Raw genomic sequence first — 19,851 nt, 5'->3', positions numbered from 1 at the left:
GCGGCGGCCGGCCCCGCGCGGGCCCCCCCCCCCCGCCCCCGGGGGGCCCCCGCCCCCCCCCCCCCCCCCCCCCCCCCCCCCCCCCCCAACCAATCTCAACTCGACCTAGATGTACGGTATTTCGAACGCGGTTCGTAGTCTCGGCGGCACCGTAGGGGCAGGCCGGCGTGGCGGTCAAGACCCCGCGTCAGTCCTTTGCGAGGCCGGTCGCGTGATGCGTCGCTGCGGCAGCTTGGCGGGAGGCTGGTCACCGGGCCTCTCAGCCCGATCCGCCCATCCCGCGGGATCCCCCGCATCCCTCGCCCTCGTGTCCGCCCCGCGCCCATCGGTCCTCCGGATGAGGCTGAGCCGACCCCGCAGCGCGGACGGCCATGACGTGCGGTGTCGTGCGGGCAGAGGTATGACGGACAGGGAGCCCGGCGGAATGAGCCCGGCGCGCCTCCCGCGCTGCCGCCGGAAGGAGCGTCCGGTATGCCCGAGCGAGAGACCCGGACCGGGAACGGCTGGCAGAACGGCATCGCTGCGCCTGGTGGGCTGCTGGATCTGCTGCGTGTGGCGGCCCTCGTCCTGGACAGCGACGGCCGGATCGCCCTGTGGAGCCCCGAGGCCGAGTCGCTGCTCGGCTTCTCCGCCGCAGAGGCACTGGGCCGCGACGCGGGCGCGCTGCTGGTGGCCCCGGAGAACCAGCCACGGGCCCGCGAGCTGTTCGAGCGCGTGCGCACGGGAGCGCGCTGGGCGGGAGTCTTTCCGGTGCGGCACAAGGACGGCTCGACGCGCCGAGTGGAGTTCCGCACGATGCAGCTGCGCGATGCACGTGGCGCTGACCATGCCCTGGGCCTGGGCACCGACGCCGAGACCGTACGCAACGTGGAGCGGGACCTGGCCCTGTCCCACATCCTGGTCCGCCAGTCGCCGGTGGGCATCGCGGTGTTCGACACCGACCTGCGGTGGGTGCGTGTCAATCCGTCACTGGAGCGGATGAACGGCGTGCCCGAGGAGGCCGTGCTGGGTCGCCGCGTCGGCGAGGTGCTGCCGGCGCTCGACGTGCAGGCCATCGAGTCACGCATGCGGCAGGTCCTTCAGACGGGTGAGCCACTGCTGGATCAGCAGACGATCGGCCGGACGGCCGCGGACAGCGAAGATCACGCCTACTCGGAGTCGTATCAGCGCATCGAGGACCAGAACGGGCGTGTTCTCGGCCTGGCCATGGCGGTGCTCGATGTCTCCGAGCGTCAGCGGGCGGCGGCGGAGGTCGCAGAAGCGCGGGAGCGCCTGGCGGTGATCGCCGAAGCCGGTGTCCGTATCGGCACCACGCTGGACCTGCGCCAGACGGCACGGGAACTCGCGGATGTCGCCGTTCCGGAACTTGCCGACCTCGCGGCCGTCTACGTACTCGAGTCGGTGGTCCATCCGGGCGGCACGGCCGCAGGGCGGGCGGACGACTCCCTCGACTTCCGGGTCCTCGCCCTCACGGCGGGCCGTCCCACCGACGCGATCATGGCCGCGGATGAGGTCGGCGAGCAGGCGTCGTACAGCTCGTCACGGGTGATCACCCAATGCGTACGAGAGGCGCGGCCGATCCTGCTGCGACACGTGAGCGACACGGCGCTACGGCGTATCGCCAGGGACGACTCGGCAGCCGAGACCCTGCGGCGAGCCGGAGTCCACTCCTACCTGGCCGCTCCCCTGATGGCCCGCGGCGAGGTACTCGGCACGCTCAGCCTGTGCCGCACGGTCAACCCGCGGCCGTTCGACGACCAGGACCTCACCCTCGCCACCGAGCTGGCCGCACGCGCCGCCATCTGTATCGACAACGCCCGGTTGTACGGGCGCGAACGTGCCACCGCGCTGACGCTCCAGCGCAGCCTGCTTCCCCAGGAGCCACCGCACCTCGGCGGCATCGAGGTCGCCTTCCGCTATCAGCCCGCGGTCAGCGAGGTGGGCGGGGACTGGTTCGACGTGCTGCCCCTCAATGACGGCAAGGTCGGTCTGGTCGTCGGCGACGTGATGGGCAAAGGCGTGCACGCGGCGGCGATCATGGGCCAGCTCCGCACGGCCACCCGCGCCCTCGCCCGACTCGACCTGACTCCCGCCGAGCTGCTGCACCACCTCGACGGCATCGCCGCCTCGCTCGGCGACTCCGACACGCTGGCCACCTGCCTCTACGTCGTCTGCGACCCGCGGCACGGCCGGTGCGAAGTCTCCCGCGCGGGCCACCTGCCACCCATCATGGTGAATCCGGCCGGGAATGCCGCACTCCTCGACATCGCCGGCGGAGTGCCGCTCGGGGTGGGAGGCGTGCCGTTCACCGTCGAAGGACGGGAACTACCCGAAGGGGCACTGCTCGCGCTGTTCACGGACGGCCTGGTGGAGAGCCACGCAACGCCCATCGACGCCGGTCTGCAAGCCCTGCTACGCCTGCTGGACGGCAACCACCTCCCCCTGGAAGAGACCTGCGACATTCTGCTCGGTGCGCTGAACCGGGAGCCGGATGACGATGTGGCGCTGCTCGTCGCCCGGCGCGGGACCTGATGGAGGCGCGTAGCCGGGTATCTGACCGGCGACGGCGGCAGCGCGAGCGCCATCGCCGCCGTCGCCGACAGCCCCGCGCTGCTCACACGGGCTCGGTCGAGGCGCACCGCGATCCCGGGCCTCCGGAGCGGAGCCCTCATCGGCTGACGAACCGCGGACTACAGTGTCGGATGTAACGGCTGCTACATTCGATTGCGTGTCGAACATGGAGCCGGGGAGCCGTTGGCTCGTCCTCGTGATCAAACTGCCCGCCGAGCCGTCCAGGCACCGGGTCGCGGTGTGGCGGGAGTTGCGCAAGGCGGGCGCGCTCTCCCTCGGGCAGGGGGTCTGGGCCGTGCCGGATGTGCCGGTCTTCGCCGCCGGCGTCGACCGGGCGGTGGCGCTCACGGAGCAGGCCGGCGGGCAGGCCGTCTCCCTGAACGCCGCCGGGCGCAGCACCGAGGACGCGGCCCGCTTCCAGGCGATGTTCACCGCCGCCCGGTCCGCGGACTGGGCGGAGTTCCTGGCCGACTGCGGCAAGTTCGAGCAGGAGCTGGCCAAGGAGATCCGGATCGCCAAGTTCACCCTGGCCGAGCTGGAGGAAGAGGAGCAGTCGCTGGAACGGCTGCGGCGCTGGCATCGTGACCTGACCGCCCGGGACGTCTTCGGCGCTCCGGAGGCGGCCGAGGCCGGCCGGCGGCTCAAGCAGTGCGCCGCGGCCTGCGAGGACTACGCCGAGCGGGTCTTCGCCGCCCTCCATCAGACACCGGAGTCGGACCGATGACCGCGCCGCCGTCCGCCCCGGCCCGGCAGATGTGGCCGCTGTACGCGGCGGGGTTCACCACCGCCTTCGGCGCGCACGGAATCGCCGCGAGCCTCGGCGGCGACACCGACGACGCGGTCACCTCCCTCCTGGTGCTCGGCGGTCTCCTCGCCCTCTACGACGGCGCCGAGGTGCTCCTCAAGCCGCTCTTCGGCACCCTCGCCGACCGCGTCGGCGCCCGCCCCGTGCTGCTCGGCGGCTTGGTCGCCTTCGCCGCGGCATCCGCTCTGTACGTCGTCGCCGACAGCCCCGGCTGGCTGTGGGCCGCACGCCTCGGGCAGGGAGCCGCGGCCTCCGCCTTCTCACCGTCCGCCTCCGCACTGGTCGCCCGCCTGAACCCGGCGGCGAAACACGGCCGTGCCTTCGGCAGCTACGGCTTCTACAAGTCGATCGGCTACACCCTCGGTCCGTTGCTCGGCGGCGTCCTGGTGTGGGCCGGCGGTCTGCGCCTGTTGTTCACCGTGCTCGCGGTGCTAGGCGCGGCGGTCGCCGTCTGGGCCGCGCTCGCCGTTCCTGTCGTGCCGCCGCTGCCCAAGGTCCGCCAGACGGTTGTGGACCTGGCCCGAAGGCTGGCCGACCCGGTCTTCCTCACCCCGACGGCAGCGCTCGCGGCGGCGACCGCGGCACTCTCCGTCGGGGTCGGCTTCCTTCCGGTCTCGGGCCGCGCCGCCGGACTGGGCGCCGTGGCGACCGGGGCGGCGGTGTCGGTGCTGGCCGGCTGCGCGGCCCTCGTCCAGCCACGGGCCGGGCGCGCTCGGGACGACGGACGTCTCACCACCCGGACCGGCCTCGTCGCGGGGCTGTCGGTCACCGCCGCGGGTCTGGCCTGCGCGATGCTGCCGGGGCTGACCGGCATCCTGCTGGGGGCGGCCCTGATCGGCGTCGGCACCGGCCTGATCACCCCGCTCGGCTTCGCCGCGCTGGCCGCCAGTACCCCGTCGGAGCGTCTCGGGCAGACCATGGGTGCCGCCGAACTGGGCCGCGAACTGGGCGACGCGGGCGGCCCGCTGCTGGTCGCCGCCGTCGCCTCGTTCGCCACGCTCACCTACGGCTTCGGGGCGCTCTGCGCGCTGACCGGGGCGCTCGCGGTGGCCGTGTCCCTGCACCGTCGTTCACTGTCGTCTATACCTCAGCCGCAGACGGAGGGGTGAACGGCCGCGCGTGCCGCGCCAGTTCAGGTGTCCGCGGCACAGCGGTCACCGTCACCCACCAGGGGACGGCACAACTCGTTCACCGTGTGGCGGTGAGGCCGCTGGTTGGGGAGATCCCGGAAGGCTTTCAGGTGAGTCATGCCGAGCCACGCGATCCTGACCACAGTCGATGCTGAGACCCGCATCACCTGGAAGCCGTGAAAGCCGTGACGAGAAAGGAACCTTCTTCGACGCGCCGGGACCGGGAAAAGGGCCCGTACCCGCAGGACCACCTGTTGACACTGCCAGGCGTACCCGCGGCAGAACCCGTACCTGGACCCCGAAGGATTTCGGAGGTCCCGGGCCCGTCGTGGAGACAGCGGCAGGAGCCGTTAGGTTGGGACCGGCCATGTGAGATCCCGTGAGAGATGAGAGGGTCTGACGGGTGAGCGAGACACCACCGAACACCCTGCAATACCGCTTCGACGGACCAGAAGACGCCCCTGTCCTGATCTTGGGGCCCTCCCTGGGTACCACCTGGCACATGTGGGACCGCCAGGTCCCCGAGCTGACGAAGCAGTGGCGGGTCTTCCGGTTCGACCTGCCCGGGCACGGCGGCGCTCCCGCGTACCCGGCGGGCGCGGTGGGCGACCTCACCGCGCGGCTGCTCGCCACCCTCGACGGTCTCGGCGTGCACCGCTTCGGCTACGCGGGCTGCGCGCTCGGCGGCGCCGTCGGTATGGAGCTGGCCCTGCGCCATCCCGAGCGTCTCGCCTCGCTCGCGCTGATCGCGGCCTCGCCCCGTTTCGGCACGGCCGACGAGTTCCGCCAGCGCGGTGTGGTCGTACGGACGAACGGGCTCGACCCGATCGCCCGGATGTCCCCCGATCGCTGGTTCACCGGCGGGTTCGCCGCGGCGCAGCCCGCGATCACCGAGTGGGCCGTGCAGATGGTGCGTACCACCGACCCCGGCTGTTACATCGCCGCCTGCGAGGCGCTCGCCTCGTTCGACGTGCGGGGCGAGCTCGCCCGGGTGGGCGTGCCCACCCTGGTCCTCGTCGGTTCGGACGACCAGGTCACCGGCCCCGCCGAGGCCCGCACCCTGGTCGCGGGCATCCCGGACGCCCGGCTGGCCGTCGTCCCCGGCGCCTCCCATCTGGTGCCGGTCGAGCAGCCGGCCGCCGTCACCGACCTCCTGGTCAGACACTTCTCCACCGCCTGGCAGCCCGTCTTCGACTCCACCACCGGTATGACGGCGATCCAGGCGTCCCCGGTCAAGCCGGTCCTGGCCGCCGCGCCGCCGCAGCCCGCACCGGTCGCCGAGATCGCCGCGGCCGTCGTGAGCCCCCCGGGCGTGGGCCGTCCCGACCCGTACGACTCCGGTCTGAAGGTGCGCCGCGAGGTGCTCGGCGACGCGCACGTGGACCGGGCCCTGGCACAGGCCGACGAGTTCTCCGGCGACTTCCAGGAGTTCATCACCCGCTACGCCTGGGGCGAGATCTGGGACCGGCCCGGTCTGGACCGGCGCTCCCGCAGCTGTGTCACCCTCACCGCCCTGGTCGCGGGCGGCCACCTCGACGAACTCGCCTTCCACACCCGCGCCGCCCTGCGCAACGGTCTCACTCCGGTCGAGATCAAGGAGGTGCTGATGCACGCGGCCGTCTACTGCGGCGTCCCGGCGGCGAACAGCGCCTTCAAGGTGGCCCAGCAGGTCATCCGCGAGGAGACGACACTCAGCGAGTGAGCCCTGCCCCAGTGTCCGGGACGGATGGGGGCAGGATGGAATGCATGAGGTTCACGAAGAAGTCGCACTCCTGTGTCCGCCTGGAGAAGGACGGCCGGACACTCGTTCTCGACCCCGGCGGATTCAGCGAGCAGGACGCCGCGGTCGGCGCCGACGCCATCCTGGTCACCCACGAGCACCCCGACCACTTCGACGAGGCACGGCTGCGGGCCGCCATGGAGGCCGACCCGGCCGCCGAGATCTGGACCCTCCGGTCGGTCGCGGAGAAGATCTCCGCCGCTTTCCCCGGCCGGGTGCACACCGTCGGTCACGGTGACACCTTCACCGCGGCCGGCTTCGACGTCCAGGTCCACGGCGAGCTGCACGCGGTCATCCACCCGGACATCCCCCGCGTCACCAACGTCGGCTACCTCGTCGACGGCGGCAAGGTCTTCCACCCCGGCGACGCGCTCACCGTCCCCGACCACGCCGTCGAGACGCTGATGCTCCCGGTCATGGCCCCCTGGAGCAAGATCTCCGAGGTCATCGACTACGTCCGCGAGGTCAAGCCGCAGCGCGCCTACGACATCCACGACGCCCTGCTCACCGACCTCGCCCGCCCGATCTACGACAACCAGATCGGGGCCCTCGGCGGCGCCGAGCACCTGCGGCTGACGCCGGGCGCCTCGACGGACGTGTGACGGGCGGCCCCGCCGGCCAGGTCGGCCGGCGCGGGCCGCGTTGTCAGACCCGCCCGGTAGGTTGTGAGACATGCGCATCGCGACCTGGAACGTGAACTCGATCACCGCCCGCCTGCCGAGGCTGCTGGCCTGGCTGGAGAGCAGCGGCACCGACGTGCTGTGCCTCCAGGAGGCCAAGGTCGCCGAGGCGCAGTTCCCGCTCGACCAGCTGCGCGAGCTGGGCTACGAGGCGGCGGTACACGCCACCGGCCGGTGGAACGGCGTGGCGGTGATCTCCCGCGTCGGCATCGAGGACGTGGTCAAGGGCCTGCCCGGCGACCCCGGCTACGACGGGGCGACGGAGGCCCGGGCCATCTCCGCGACCTGCGGCCCGGTCCGGGTCTGGTCGGTGTACGTGCCGAACGGCCGCGAGGTGGACCACCCGCACTACGCATACAAGCTCCAGTGGTTCGAGGCCCTGAGGGCGGCCGTCGCGGGCGACGCGACGGGCAGCCGCCCCTTCGCCGTCCTCGGCGACTACAACGTGGCCCCGACCGACGACGACGTCCATGACGTCGCCGCCTTCGAGGGCCTCACCCACGTCACCCCGGCCGAGCGCGCCGCCCTGGCCGCCCTGCGCGAGGCGGGCCTGTCCGACGTGGTTCCGCGCCCCCTGAAGTACGAGCACCCCTTCACGTACTGGGACTACCGCCAGCTGTGCTTCCCCAAGAACCGGGGGATGCGCATCGACCTGGTGTACGGCAACGAGCCGTTCGCCAAGTCGGTGAAGGACGCCTACGTCGACCGCGAGGAGCGCAAGGGCAAGGGAGCCTCCGACCACGCGCCGGTCGTGGTCGACCTCGACGTGTAGTCCGACAGCAGCCGCAGGTCCACCGACTCCGCGAGCGCGGCCAACCCCGCATCGGACGGGTGCAGATGGTCGCCGCTGTCGTACGCGGGCAGTATGCGGGTGGGGGAGGCCGGGTCGCGGACCACACCGTCGAAGTCCAGCACGCCGTCGAACACCCCGGCGTCCCGGATCCAGGCGTTGACCGCGACCCGCTCGGCGTCCACCGCCGCCGTGCACCGCGGGCGGCCCCCGCACGGCAGGAGCGTGGCTGCCAGCGTCCGCAGACCACGGGCGCGGCCCCGGTCCGCGAACTCCCGCAGCCCCGCGATCACCTGCTGGGCCGAGGCACCGCCCAGCACGTCGTTCACACCCTCGAACAGCACCGCCGTACGCGCCGACGTCTGGGCGAGGACATCGCGGTCGAACCGGTTCAGGGCGCTCACCCCGGCCGAGTCCGTGGCGACCCGGTCCCCGGGATAGCGGTCGGTCACCACACGGTTTCCTGAGATCCCCAGGTTCAGCACCCCGTAGCGGGGGACCACGCTCTGCCCCAGCAGCCGGGTGGCCAGCACATTCGGCCAGCGCCGGTTCGCGTCCACGGTGGACCGGTCCCCATCGGTGATCGAGTCCCCGACCAGCACCACCGACCCCGGCCCGCAGCCCACGTCCACCCCGGTCAGCAGGGGCCAGTCGGTCAGCGTCGAGGTGTACGCGGTGGCCGAACCGTCCGCCGTATGGTCGCCCGCGTCGCTCAGGTACGACCGCTGCCGCGCGAGCCGGTGCACGGGCGCCGCAGACACCGTCCCAGGCAGATGGAAGCTCACCAGCAGGTTGGTGTCCGCCGGTACCGCGAAGACCAGCGGATCACTGAACGACTGCGCCCCGGCCGGGATCTCGACCCCCGCCGCACCTTCGAAGGTCAGCCGCTCCGGCACACCCCGCGCCGTCGCACCCGAGGCCTGCACCGCCACCGTGGCACCGCCGACCCGCACCGGAGCCGCCGCGAAGGTGTTGTCGAACCGCAGCCGCAGCCGTGGCCCGCCCACAGAGGTGTGCACGACCAGCCGCAGCGTCCGGTCCGTCCACGGGCCGAGGGCCTGGTAGCCGGTGGTCGCGGTCGCCCAACTCCCGGTCCACTCCGGTGTGGTGGCCCGTACCGACATCGCGAACACATGCAGGTCGGTCGCGTACGGCAGCCGCACCGAGATCACTTCGCGCCCCGCGCTCAACGGCACCGTCACGACGTACAGCCGTGCCTTCTCGACGAGTTGGCCACCGGGTGTGTTGACGTGCGGCAGTGCCACCGCCTTGGTGCCGAGCGGTCCCCGGCGCCAGTCGGAGGCGGTCAGCCGGTACGGGGAGACGGTGCCGTCCGCGTACTCGACCGTGCCCGTGCCGCCTGTCTCGGCACCGCCGGTGCCGGCCACCAGGAAGGCGAGCGCGTCGCCGTGCCCGCGCAGGCGGACGTCCTGCCCGGCGGCCCGCACGTTGTCCGGTGCGCCCGGCCGCCACCGCGGCCAGGTCAGCCGCGCGCCCAGCACGGTGAGGGGGCGCCCCGGCGTCCAGCCGGCGGCCGTGAGGTCCTGGGCAGACAGGGAGGCGCCGAGGCCGTCGAAGTCCGCCTCGCAGGGCCGGGCGTCGTCACTGACCGCCGTCGTGTCGAACAGTTCCTCCAGCGGGGGAGGCCCCAACGCGCCCGCCGGGGCGGCCGGCATCGAGCTCGTGGGCACGAGGGCCGCGCACAGGGCGAGAACGGCCACCCACCAAAGGATGCTTCGGCGCACGGCCGCCTCCTTGGCAGAGAAGAGCAGAAGATCAGGGGGCCAGAGGTACGAGAGGTGCAAGAGGTACGAGAGGTGCAAGAGGTACGAGAGGTTCGAGAGGTAACAGAGAGCCCTGGTAGAACAAAAGTCGCATAGCGAAACTAAAGAGACACCGGGTACATGTCAACGAGCCATGCGCTGAGTCGCGGCGAAGTCGACCGGAATCGAGGGTCCGCGCGCCTGTGGTGTGTACGGCAGGGTGAATGACACGCTGGGCATATGAAGATCCCTTTTCTGGGCAACAGGCACGTGAAACCCGGCGCCCGCGACCCCGAGGGCATCGCCGAACTCCTCGCCGAGTGTGAGCTGCTGCGCTCCCAGGCGTCCCGGGAGGGTGTCCAACTCGACGACACCGCGGCCTCGTTGGAGGCGCTGGATCAGCTGGTGCCGCGCTGGCGGGACGACGCGGAGGTCCTGCCCTGGCTCGGTAACGACGCCGGGCTCTATCTCGGGACGGTCATCGTGCGGACCGTCCCGGGGGCCTCCTGGGACCTGCGGCCGGACGGTCAGCCCGTGATCCGGCTCGCCTCGGGGCGCGAGTTCGACGTCGTCGGCTCCGGTCACGAGTGGGCGTCCAGCGGGGCGCCCGAGCTCTCCCAGCTGTACGCCGAAGTCGCGGAAGCGTGAATCTCTGGCCCACAGCTCGACGTAAATACGGCTAATGCCCGAAAAGTGCGTGTCGTGCATTTACGTCGATCTTGCCCCGATAAGTTGCGGGACCTACGACACAGCTGAGAGTGGGTAGGGCTGGGCATGGCCGTCGATCCGTTGATCGAACTGTGTGACGTCTACAAGTACTACGGGGAGCCGCGTGTCCGGCAGGGCATCGACCTCACCGTCGGCAAGGGGGAGGTGGTCGTTGTCGGCGGCCGTTCGGGTTGGGGGAAGTCGACGCCTGTCGTCCTGCACCGACCCGCGCGGTGAGCGTGCCAGGGACGTCCTCTCCAAGATCCTCAAGCAGTGAGCGGGGGAGCGCGAACCGCACCACCGGACCGACCGCCCACGCCTCGCCGTCGGCGCCCCCGCCGGGCTTCCGGACGGCGTCCTTCCCCCCGGCGCCCCGCCGCACCCTCCCCAGCGGAGAGTCCCCCGACGCGGTTCGGCCCGGCGCGCGGAACCTGGACTACGATGTGCCGTTCATCCCCGCGGTGTCGGTCTCGCCGATCCGCGTCGGGATGTGTGCGTTGCTCTCCCGGTCCGCCGCCCGGCTGTCCCGGCGGGAGCGGCGCGGTCCGACGACCGAGGCCGCGGTGGTCACCGCGGCCGGACCGGGGACGCTGCTGCCGGGTGGGGGTCCCCCCACGGCCCCGAAACCGTAGGGGGGTGGCAGCTCACAGAGCCCATACCCGGCCGGCGGCAGCCGGAGATCACTGCTCGCGCAGCGGGATCGACACGTACGACGGGTCGTTCACCGGCGAGGAGAAGGTCAGCTGTGCGCCGGACGGGTTGTGCTCGATGTAGAGCGGGTCGACCGTGTCGACCACCAGGGCCAGCCGGTGCCCTGCCGGGACGTCGTAGGCCGTGGAGAACAGCTCCAGGTCGACGTCGAACGGCTTCCCGGGCGTTCGCCCGTGGAAGGTGTACGGCGCGTTGCTGACCAGCTTGCCGAGGCCGAGCGGCCCCACGTCGTAGAGGTACGCGACGAGGGTGCCGCTCTCCTTGGTCGGGGTGAGGGTGGTGTGCAACTCGGCCGTTCCGCGCACCTGTTGCGTGCTCGCGTACTTCTCCGACTGCCATACGGCCGCCCAGCGGCGGGGGAGCAGGGGGATCGAGGCGACGGGGGGCAGTCGGGCCACCTGGTCGAGAATGCTGGACAGGAAGACGACACCGCCGTCCGCGCCCGAGTCGACGTTCGTGTGCAGGGTGGTCGTGCCCGCCAGGGCGATCTTCTTCCGGGTCGCACCGACCGACTTCCAGTCCGGGTAGCCCTCGTAGCCGCCCGTGGAACGGGACTTGAGCCGCACGGGCTGCTCGCGGTCGACGCCGTTGTCCGCGCCCTTGAGGTAGTGGTCGAACCAGCGCTCGGTGTCGGTCCAGACGTCGTTGGGCAGCCCGAACAGGCCGGTGATCTCGGCGGTGGCGTGGTCGCCGGGGCGCAGCTCCAGTCGCTTCGGGCCGGTCAGCTTCTGGTAGAAGTCCGCGTACTGGTTGGGCGGGAAAACGGTGTCGCCCCAGGCGTTGGCCATCATGACCGCGGTGTCGTTCTCGTTCAGCTGATCCACGTAGGTCATTGCTGAACGTTTCTTCCCCCAGGCGACGAGTTCGGGTTCCTTGTCCAGGTTCGAGGCGTAGAAGTCGTCGAAGATCTGCCGCAGTTCGGGGCTCTGGCGGCCGGTGACCAGGCTCGCGCCGTCCAGCAGGGCGGACGCCTGGACGTGCTGGGTGCGACCGGAGTAGATGGAGCCGACCAGGTCGGCCCAGCCGCTGAGGGCGGCCACCGCCTTGACGCGCTTGTCGTGCGCGGCGGCCAGCAGGCTGATGCCGGCGCCGTACGAGACGCCCGCCATGCCGACCTTTCGCGGGTCTGCCGGAGTGTGGGCGAGGGCCCAGTCGATGACCTCGGACGCGTCCGCCACGTCGGGCGGGCCCGCCACCTCTATCTCGCCGCCCGACTGCCAGAAGCCGCGGACGTTGTAACTGACCACGATGTAACCGGAGTTCGCGAGCTTCTGGGCCTGGGCGAGATATTCGGCCTGGGGCAGGCCCCAGCTCGTGGGCAGCACGAGCAGCGGGTAGCGGCGGGTGCCGTCGGCGTCGGCGGGTGTGATGACGTTCGCCTTGAGGACCGTGCCGCCGTCCCCGGCGATGTCGACGAATCGGATACCGGTCGCCGCCTGGGCGCCGGGGGCGAGCCCCAGGGAGCTGCCGGCGATCAGCGTCGCCGAGACGGCGCCCGCGGCGGTTGTGCGCAGGGCCTGGCGGTGGCGATGTCCCACGGGTCACTCCCTCGTACGGTCACTCGTGTCAGTCGAAAGTGACCCGACAGTAACCTCGGTGCCTTACCGCAAGTAACCCGTCGGTAAGTTACGTGGGAGTAACGATTGTTGGAATGTGCACGACCCTGGGGCGCCCGCGCTAGTACTCCAGCTGTAAATCGTGATCTTCATGCTCGTTGGGCTGCTTGGCGCCGGTAGTGGCTCGTGTGTGCGCGGGCTTGGTGACGGCGCCGCCAAAGTGTCCAGCGGAGGCGTTTGCCGAGATCACGGGCTGCCTGATGGCCCGAGATCGCCCATGCCGTCGCGGGCGTCGGCTCCTTCTCCGGCTACCCGAGTTCACCGCGACGGAGGGCGTCCCTCATCTCGCTGAGCTTCGCGGTCGTTGCCGGGGTCGGCTCCTGTGCTTGTTCAGCAAGTCGGAGGGCATCGTCGATCTCGCTGAGCTTCCTGGAGGACAGGACGGCCGCCCGCTCTATCAGGTCGTCCCGGGACACGGTGGTCAGCCACGTGCACGGGGTGAAGCCTGGACGCGGGAACGCGAGCCGCAGCACGCCTTCGAGCGGCAGCCCTTCACCGGCGCCGACCGTCACTTCGATGCCCAGACCGCTGATGTCGAGGCCCGCCGGAGCGACGACCTGCATCACCCGGAACCCGGACGCGTCGTCCCCTGACAGCAGTACGACCAACCTCCGCTCGTCGAACTGGACCCACCAGACTTCGCCACGTTGCACAAGCTCTCCCATACACAGGACGGCAAGCAGACGCTGCGCGACCTGACGCGGTGTGGAGACGGGTGCGGCCACCTGTCCACCGACTTCGCTGGTCCGTCCGGCGACGCCGCCACCAGCCCGATCCCAGACCAGCCACTACCGGCGTCAAGCCGCTCAAGCATGAAGATCACGATCTACGGCTGTAGTACTAGGAGGCCCGGTGGGAGTTGCGCGGAATCGCCGGGGTCGGCAGCGGCGCCTGTGCCGCCCGTGTCACGTCCGCGACCAGTTCGACCACATCGGGGCCGTACGCCTGCGAGTTGACCACCTTCAGCAGCATCACGAAGGAGTTGTGGCCGTGCTTGCGGGCCAGCCGCTCGTGGTTGCGGGCGAGGTATCGGGTCGCGGCCTGGTTGGTGATCGCGCGCTGGCCGCAGAACAGGAACACGGGCCGGGCCCGGCCCGGTTCTCCCGCCGTGAGCCGGGCCAGCAGCACGTACTCGGTCAGGCCACTCTCCATGCGGTAGCGCTCGCTGCCGATCTGGAACGCCAGTCGGTCCGGGCCCGGATCCGGGTCGGTGTTCACGCGCACCCCGGGCAGCATGGCGTGCATATGGGCCGCCATGCGTCGATTCGAACCCGGGCCGCCCACGCAGAACTCCGTCCGCTCGCCGAAGCCCTGCCGGGCCGCGTCCTGGGTTATCACCTCGGCGTGCGCGCCGCAGTCCTTGATGAGCGCGGAGAGTTCCAGGAGGGCGAACACGTCGTAGCGGTGCACCGCGAGGTCGGGGCTGCCCGCGTCGCGGTTGACGACCAGCAGGGACTCCGAGTTGTCGGGCAGCCCGAAGAAGGCCTGCTTGCGGCGGAGCTTGCGCTTCCACAGGTAGGTCCGGGCCAGCCAGCCGAGCGTGGCACTGATACCGGCGGCCACCACGCCCAGGACGATGTTGCGCACGTCGTCATTCATGGGCGGGCATGCTATCCGGCGAACGCCGACCCGTGTTTCCGGACCGGTCGACGTGCCTTCCTGACGGGGGCATGGCGATCGCATAGGCTGCGCGAACGGTCTCTTGCTGGAGGTTCGGATGCGTCGCCCTGTCGCACGGAAACTGTCGGTGCTGGCGGTCTCGGCCGCCGTGGTGTCGGTGGGAGCGGCGGCTCCGCCCGCCGCTTCCGGCGCCCCCGCCAAGAAAGTCCCCGTGGCCGTCGGCTACGGCGGTGCCGTCTCGAGCGTCGACGCGGACGCCTCCGCCGCCGGCATCGAGGTCCTGAAGAAAGGTGGCAACGCCGTCGACGCGGCCGTCGCCACGGCCGCCGCGCTCGGCGTCACCGAGCCCTACTCCTCCGGTGTGGGCGGAGGCGGCTACTTCGTCTACTACGACGCCAAGTCCCGTACGGTGCGCACGATCGACGGACGTGAGACGGCACCGCTCACCGCCGGCTCCGACCTCTTCCTGGAGAACGGCAAGCCGCTCGCCTTCGCGGACGCCGTCAGCAGCGGCCTGAGCGTCGGCACGCCGGGCACGCCCGCCACCTGGCAGACGGCGCTCGACAAGTGGGGCAGCAGAAAGCTCGGGACGGTGCTCAAGCCCGCCGAGCGCATCGCCCGGAACGGATTCGTCGTCGACGACACCTTCCGCTCGCAGACCGCGTCCAACGAGACCCGGTTCCGCTACTTCCCGGACACCGCCAAGCTGTTCCTGCCCGGCGGGCGGTTGCCGGTCGTCGGCTCGACCTTCAAGAACCCCGATCTCGCCCGCACCTACGCCGAGTTGGGCAAGAAGGGCGTCCGCGCGATCTACCACGGCGACCTCGGCGACGACATCGTCGACACCGTGAACCACCCTCCGGTGGACCCGGCTTCGGGCTGGAACGCCCGCCCCGGCGACCTCTCCGAGAAGGACCTCGCCGCCTACCGCGCCAAGCTCCAGGCGCCCACGAAGACCTCGTACCGCGGCCTCGGCGTCTACTCGATCGCGCCCTCCTCCTCGGGCGGCACCACCGTCGGTGAGGCCCTCAACATCCTGGAGAACACGGACCTTTCCAAGGCGAGCGAGGTCCAGTACCTGCACCACTTCATCGAGGCGAGCCGGATCGCGTTCGCGGACCGGGGGCGCTGGGTCGGCGACCCCGCCTTCGAGGACGTACCGACGAAGGAGCTGCTGTCGCAGCGGTACGCCGACTCACGGGCGTGCCTCATCAAGGACCACGCCGTGCTCACCAGCCCGGTCGCACCCGGCGACCCGCGCCACCCGGCGGCCTGCGGGGCCGGGGGTACCGCGGCGCCGACGACGTACGAGGGCGAGAACACCACCCATCTGACGGTGGCCGACAAGTGGGGGAACGTCGTCTCCTACACCCTCACCATCGAGCAGACCGGCGGCAGCGCGATCACCGTCCCGGGACGCGGGTTCATCCTGAACAACGAGCTGACGGACTTCTCCTTCGCCCCGGCCAACCCGGCCGTCCACGACCCGAACCTGCCGGGCCCCGGCAAGCGGCCACGCTCGTCGATCTCCCCGACCATCGTGCTGGACCGGCACAACAAGCCGGTGGTGGCGCTGGGTTCGCCCGGCGGCGCGACCATCATCACCACCGTCCTGCAGACGCTGACCGAGTTCCTCGACCGGGGCCTTCCGCTCGTGGACGCTATCGCCGCGCCGCGCGCCAGCCAGCGCAACGCGGCCCAGACCGAGCTCGAACCCGGCCTCTACGACAGCCAGCTCCGCAAGCAGCTCGAAGCCATCGGGCACTCCTTCAAACTGAACCCCGAGATCGGCGCCGCCACCGGCGTGCAGCGGCTGCCGAACGGGAAGTGGCTGGCCGCCGCCGAGACGGTACGGCGGGGCGGCGGCTCGGCGATGGTGGTGCGCCCCACCAAGCGGTAAGGGCGGTCACAACTCGGGGGCGGGCGGCAAATCCTCGGTACGGAACGCGAGCCGCCCGTCCGCCACATCCACCCTCACCGTGCCGCCCTCGGCGACCCGGCCGTCGATCAGCAACCGGGAGAGCTGGTTGTCCACCTCCCGCTGGATGGTGCGGCGCAACGGACGGGCGCCGTACTCCGGCTGGTAGCCACGTTCGGCGAGCCAGTCGACGGCCGGATCGGTGAACTCGACCGCGACGCCCTGCGCGTGCAGCAGCCGACGCGTCTTCTCCAGCAACAGGTTGGTGATCTCCCGCAGTTGGTCGCCGGTGAGCTGACGGAAGACGACGATCTCGTCGATCCGGTTGAGGAACTCGGGCCGGAAGTGCTCCCGCAACGGCCGCAGGATCTGCTCGCGCCGCGCCTCCTCGTCCGCCTCCGCGCCACCCGCGCCGAAGCCGATGCCGGCGCCGCGCCGGGTGATCGCCTCGGAACCGAGGTTGCTGGTCATCACGATGACCGTGTTGGTGAAGTCGACCGTGCGGCCCTGGGAGTCGGTCAGTCGTCCGTCGTCGAGGACCTGCAACAGGATGTTGAAGACGTCCGGGTGCGCCTTCTCCACCTCGTCGAGGAGGAGCAGCGAGTACGGGTGCCTGCGGACGACCTCGGTGAGCTGGCCGGCTTCCTCGTGGCCGACGTACCCGGGCGGGGCGCCGACCAGGCGGCTGACGGTGTGCCGCTCCTGGTACTCGCTCATGTCCAGGCGGACCATGCGTTCCTCGCTGCCGAACAGGGCCTCGGCGAGGGTCCGCGCCAGCTCCGTCTTGCCCACGCCGGTCGGGCCGAGGAAGAGGAAGCTGCCGATCGGGCGGTCGGGGCTGGCGAGCCCGGCGCGGGAGCGCAGGACGGCGTCGGCGACCACGCGGACCGCCTCGTCCTGACCGACGACCCGCTCGTGCAGGTGCTGCTCCAGGCCGAGCAGGCGGTGCTTCTCCTCCTCGGTGAGGCTGCTGACCGGGATGCCGGTCAGCCGCGACACGACTTCGGCGATGGCCTCGGCGGTGACCTTCAGGTCCATCCCCTCGTCGACCTCGGTGTCGCCGGTTGCCTCGCCGATCCGCTGCTTCAACTCGCCGATCCGGTCCCGCAGTTGGGTGGCCTGCTCGTACTGCTCGTCGGCCACTGCCTGGTCCTTGTCCCGGGTGAGCTGTTCGACCTCGCGCTCCATGGCCCGGACGTCCGTGCCCTTGGTCCGTGCCCGCAGCCGCACCCGGGCACCGGCCTGGTCGATGAGGTCGATCGCCTTGTCCGGCAGGCGGCGGTCGGTGAGATACCGGTCGGACAGCTCGACCGCGGCCACCAGGGCCTCGTCGGTGTAGCGGACCTGGTGGTGGGCCTCGTAGCGGTCGTGCAGACCGCGCAGGATCTCGATGGCGTCCGCGGTGCTGGGCTCGGGTACCAGGATCGGCTGGAAGCGGCGGGCCAGCGCCGCGTCCTTCTCGATCCGGCGGAACTCCTCCAGGGTGGTCGCGCCCACGACGTGCAGCTCACCGCGGGCCAGGGCGGGCTTGAGGATGTTTCCGGCGTCCATGGAGCCGCCCTCGCCGCCGCCTCCGGCGCCGACGACGGTGTGCAGTTCGTCGATGAAGACGATCAACTCCTCGGAGTGGGCGCGGATCTCGCTCACGATGGCGTTCAGCCGCTCCTCGAAGTCCCCGCGATAGCGGGTGCCCGCGACCACACCCGTCAGGTCCAGGGCGAACACCCGCCGTCCGACGAGCACATCGGGCACGTCACCGTCGACGATCCGCTGGGCGAGCCCCTCCACGATCGCGGTCTTGCCGACACCGGCGTCACCGATGAGCACCGGGTTGTTCTTGCCGCGCCGGGACAGCACCTCGATGGTCTGCTCGATCTCCTCCTCCCGGCCGATCACCGGGTCGATGCCGCCCTGCCGGGCCAGGTCGGTGAGGTCGCGGCCGTACTTGTCCAGCGTGGGCGTACCGGTGGAGCGCGGCCGTTCGAGGCGGGCCTGACCGCCGTCCGGGGCCGGCTCGGGCGGCAGCCCGGAGGTCGCGAAGTGGGCCGAGTTGAGGATGTGCCCGGCGGCCGAGTCCGGGTTCGAGGCGAGGGCGGTCAGCACATGCTCGGGGCCGATGTAACCGGCGCCGCGCGTCCGCGCCAGGTCGTGCGCGTCCAGCAGGGCGCGCTTGGCGGCCGGGGTCAGGGACAGCGAGGTCGGCGGCGGGACCTCGCCGGGCGGGTGCTGGGCCGGGCCGGAGCGCTGGTCGATCTCCGTGGCGAGCGAGTCGGGATCCGCGCCGGCCCGGCTCAGCAGCGTCCGGGTGGGCTCCGAGGCCAGTGCGGCCCGCAGCAGGTGCTGGGTGTCCAGGTCCCTGCTGCCGTGCTCGGCGGCGTACTGGGCGGCGCCCCGCACCAGCTCCCGGGCGGGCTGACTGAGCAGCCGCCCGATGTCGATCTGGCGTGGACCTTGGCGCGGCCCGCCGAAGAAGCGGGCGAGGAATTCTCCGAAGGGGTCATAGCCTTCCGAGCCGGTGAAGCCGCTGGTCATTGGCCTTCCCATCCGGCGTCCCGACGGGGGTGCCTCCCGTGTTCGGGGCAAGCACTGGAACGGGGGCAGGGCCCGGGACGCCCTCGCTGATCGACGTGCCGGACTCGGGTAACCCGAGCGGCAGCCGGTTACACCCCCTGGGCGCGCCTTCGTAGCCCACCTTCGCACGAACGAGGGGAGCGGGCACCTCCGCGGGCCCCCGGTGGACGGCCGTCCCGGCGTTCCCCGCCGATACGGTGCCGAATGGGTGCCGAAGCGGGTGCCGCACACGGGCCGAGCGGCGCGCCGAACACGGCCGAGCGGCGCCGAACAGCGCGAACAGCGCCGAGCGGCGTCGAACGGCACCGGGCGCGGAGTGGCAGGGGGCGGCGGGGGAGGCGCCCCCGCTCCGTGACGCAGGGTGACCAGCCCGGCGGAGAGGGTCGAGCTCAGCGAGCCGTCAGGATCCGAGGCCCGGCGTCCGTGATGGCCACGGTGTGCTCCACGTGCGCCGCGCGCGAACCGTCGTTCGTCCGCAGGGTCCACCCGTCCGGCGCCTCGTGGCAGCCGTCCGTGTCGCCGCCGATGAGCATCGGCTCGATGGCGAGGGCCATGCCGTGCCGCAGTCGCGAGCCCCGCCCCGGACGCCCCTCGTTCGGGACCGGCGGGTCCTCGTGCACACGGCGGCCGATGCCGTGGCCGCCGAAGCCGTCCGGGACGCCGTATCCGCCGCCGCGGCACACGGTGCCGATCGCGTGCGCGATGTCGCCGACACGGTTGCCGACGACCGCCGCCTCGATGCCGGCCGCGAGGGCCCGCTCGGCGGTCGGGATGCCGTGCACGATCGCGTCGTTCACCGAGGCCGTCTTCAGTTCCACCACGCCAATTACTATACCGGTATTAGAATGACGGCATGGTGCGCACCCCTCTCACTCCCGAAGAGCACGAACGCGGCGAACGGTTCGGCAGGTTGCTGCGCGAGGCGCGCGGTGGCCGCAGCATGACCGAGGTCGCGGCGAGCGCGGGCATCTCCGCCGAGACGCTCCGCAAGATCGAGACCGGACGGGCCCCGACGCCGGCCTTCTTCACGGTGGCCGCGCTGGCCCAGGCGCTCGGTCTGTCCATGGACGACCTGGCGGCGCGGTGCGTGCCGGTGGAGGTGTGACAGGGGTCGGTCGGCAGTTCGCGGGGCGGCGTCAGGGCCGCCGCCCGTCGGCCCGGACCTCGCGATGGGGCTCCTGCACGGCC

The 19,851-nt window shown here is 71.5% G+C and carries 15 protein-coding genes and 2 pseudogenes; 10 read left to right on the top strand and 7 right to left on the bottom strand.

Translation table 11 applies throughout. From position 1 onward, the window contains the following. The first annotated feature begins 471 nt into the window (after positions 1–471). From ACFYRY_RS32440 to ACFYRY_RS32415, 6 genes are all read left to right on the top strand, one after another. Positions 472–2,532 (top strand): SpoIIE family protein phosphatase, encoded by a 2,061-nt coding sequence (locus ACFYRY_RS32440; protein ID WP_389153632.1) that lies wholly within the window; start codon positions 472–474, stop codon positions 2,530–2,532. Positions 2,533–2,737: 205 nt separating this feature from the next. Continuing rightward, positions 2,738–3,295, top strand: coding sequence for a Chromate resistance protein ChrB (locus ACFYRY_RS32435; RefSeq protein ID WP_389153928.1), 558 nt, complete (start codon positions 2,738–2,740; stop codon positions 3,293–3,295). Between the two features lie 29 nt (positions 3,296–3,324). Beyond that, the gene (locus ACFYRY_RS32430; RefSeq protein ID WP_389153925.1) at positions 3,325–4,485 is read left to right on the top strand and encodes an MFS transporter; all 1,161 of its coding nucleotides are present in this window, start codon (positions 3,325–3,327) and stop codon (positions 4,483–4,485) included. 424 nt (positions 4,486–4,909) lie between these two features. Then, entirely contained in the window at positions 4,910–6,208 is a 1,299-nt protein-coding gene (gene pcaC / locus ACFYRY_RS32425) for a 4-carboxymuconolactone decarboxylase (RefSeq protein ID WP_389153630.1), read from the top strand. A gap of 44 nt (positions 6,209–6,252) precedes the next feature. Then, positions 6,253–6,888, top strand: a complete 636-nt coding sequence (locus ACFYRY_RS32420; protein ID WP_389153627.1) for an MBL fold metallo-hydrolase — start codon at positions 6,253–6,255, stop codon at positions 6,886–6,888. A 70-nt stretch (positions 6,889–6,958) separates the two neighbouring features. Next, positions 6,959–7,738, top strand: a complete 780-nt coding sequence (locus tag ACFYRY_RS32415; RefSeq protein ID WP_389153625.1) for an exodeoxyribonuclease III — start codon at positions 6,959–6,961, stop codon at positions 7,736–7,738. Here ACFYRY_RS32415 and ACFYRY_RS32410 read toward each other — a convergent pair. Continuing rightward, a complete protein-coding gene (locus ACFYRY_RS32410) occupies positions 7,663–9,432 on the bottom strand; it encodes an SGNH/GDSL hydrolase family protein (RefSeq protein WP_389153922.1) in 1,770 nt (589 codons plus the stop codon). The two genes, ACFYRY_RS32415 and ACFYRY_RS32410, sit on opposite strands and share 76 nt — an antisense overlap. A gap of 327 nt (positions 9,433–9,759) precedes the next feature. Here ACFYRY_RS32410 and ACFYRY_RS32405 point away from each other — a divergent pair, with 327 nt between their 5' ends. Continuing rightward, positions 9,760–10,167 carry a DUF6278 family protein gene (locus ACFYRY_RS32405; RefSeq protein ID WP_389153622.1) on the top strand — a complete coding sequence of 136 codons (408 nt, stop codon included), beginning with the start codon at positions 9,760–9,762 and terminating at the stop codon, positions 10,165–10,167. Between the two features lie 126 nt (positions 10,168–10,293). Continuing rightward, a pseudogene (locus ACFYRY_RS32400) lies at positions 10,294–10,434 on the top strand (amino acid ABC transporter ATP-binding protein); the annotation flags it as partial. Between the two features lie 229 nt (positions 10,435–10,663). Here the strand turns inward: ACFYRY_RS32400 and ACFYRY_RS32395 are convergent. From ACFYRY_RS32395 to ACFYRY_RS32380, 4 genes are all read right to left on the bottom strand, one after another. Then, complete coding sequence (locus tag ACFYRY_RS32395; RefSeq protein ID WP_389153619.1) at positions 10,664–10,843, bottom strand: hypothetical protein; 180 nt, start codon at positions 10,841–10,843, stop codon at positions 10,664–10,666. A 64-nt stretch (positions 10,844–10,907) separates the two neighbouring features. Then, positions 10,908–12,476, bottom strand: coding sequence for an alpha/beta fold hydrolase (locus ACFYRY_RS32390; RefSeq protein ID WP_389153615.1), 1,569 nt, complete (start codon positions 12,474–12,476; stop codon positions 10,908–10,910). A 326-nt stretch (positions 12,477–12,802) separates the two neighbouring features. Then, positions 12,803–13,207, bottom strand: a complete 405-nt coding sequence (locus ACFYRY_RS32385) for a type II toxin-antitoxin system PemK/MazF family toxin (RefSeq protein WP_389153612.1) — start codon at positions 13,205–13,207, stop codon at positions 12,803–12,805. Between the two features lie 187 nt (positions 13,208–13,394). Next, a complete protein-coding gene (locus ACFYRY_RS32380) occupies positions 13,395–14,153 on the bottom strand; it encodes a hypothetical protein (protein ID WP_389153610.1) in 759 nt (252 codons plus the stop codon). Between the two features lie 118 nt (positions 14,154–14,271). Between ACFYRY_RS32380 and ggt the strand changes: the two genes are divergently transcribed. Then, positions 14,272–16,074: a gamma-glutamyltransferase gene (ggt, locus tag ACFYRY_RS32375; RefSeq protein ID WP_389153607.1), complete on the top strand. Its 1,803-nt coding sequence runs from the start codon at positions 14,272–14,274 to the stop codon at positions 16,072–16,074. Between the two features lie 6 nt (positions 16,075–16,080). Here the strand turns inward: ggt and ACFYRY_RS32370 are convergent, their stop codons facing one another. Then, entirely contained in the window at positions 16,081–18,624 is a 2,544-nt protein-coding gene (locus ACFYRY_RS32370; protein ID WP_389153604.1) for an ATP-dependent Clp protease ATP-binding subunit, read from the bottom strand. Positions 18,625–19,052: 428 nt separating this feature from the next. After that, a pseudogene (locus ACFYRY_RS32365) lies at positions 19,053–19,466 on the bottom strand (M24 family metallopeptidase); the annotation flags it as partial. A 50-nt stretch (positions 19,467–19,516) separates the two neighbouring features. Between ACFYRY_RS32365 and ACFYRY_RS32360 the strand changes: the two are divergent. Then, positions 19,517–19,768 carry a helix-turn-helix domain-containing protein gene (locus ACFYRY_RS32360; RefSeq protein ID WP_389153602.1) on the top strand — a complete coding sequence of 84 codons (252 nt, stop codon included), beginning with the start codon at positions 19,517–19,519 and terminating at the stop codon, positions 19,766–19,768. Positions 19,769–19,851: the final 83 nt, after the last annotated feature.

This window comes from Streptomyces sp. NPDC005263 (assembly GCF_042872365.1).
Classification (GTDB): Bacteria; Actinomycetota; Actinomycetes; order Streptomycetales; family Streptomycetaceae; genus Streptomyces.
This window is presented reverse-complemented; position numbering and strand designations above follow the sequence as displayed.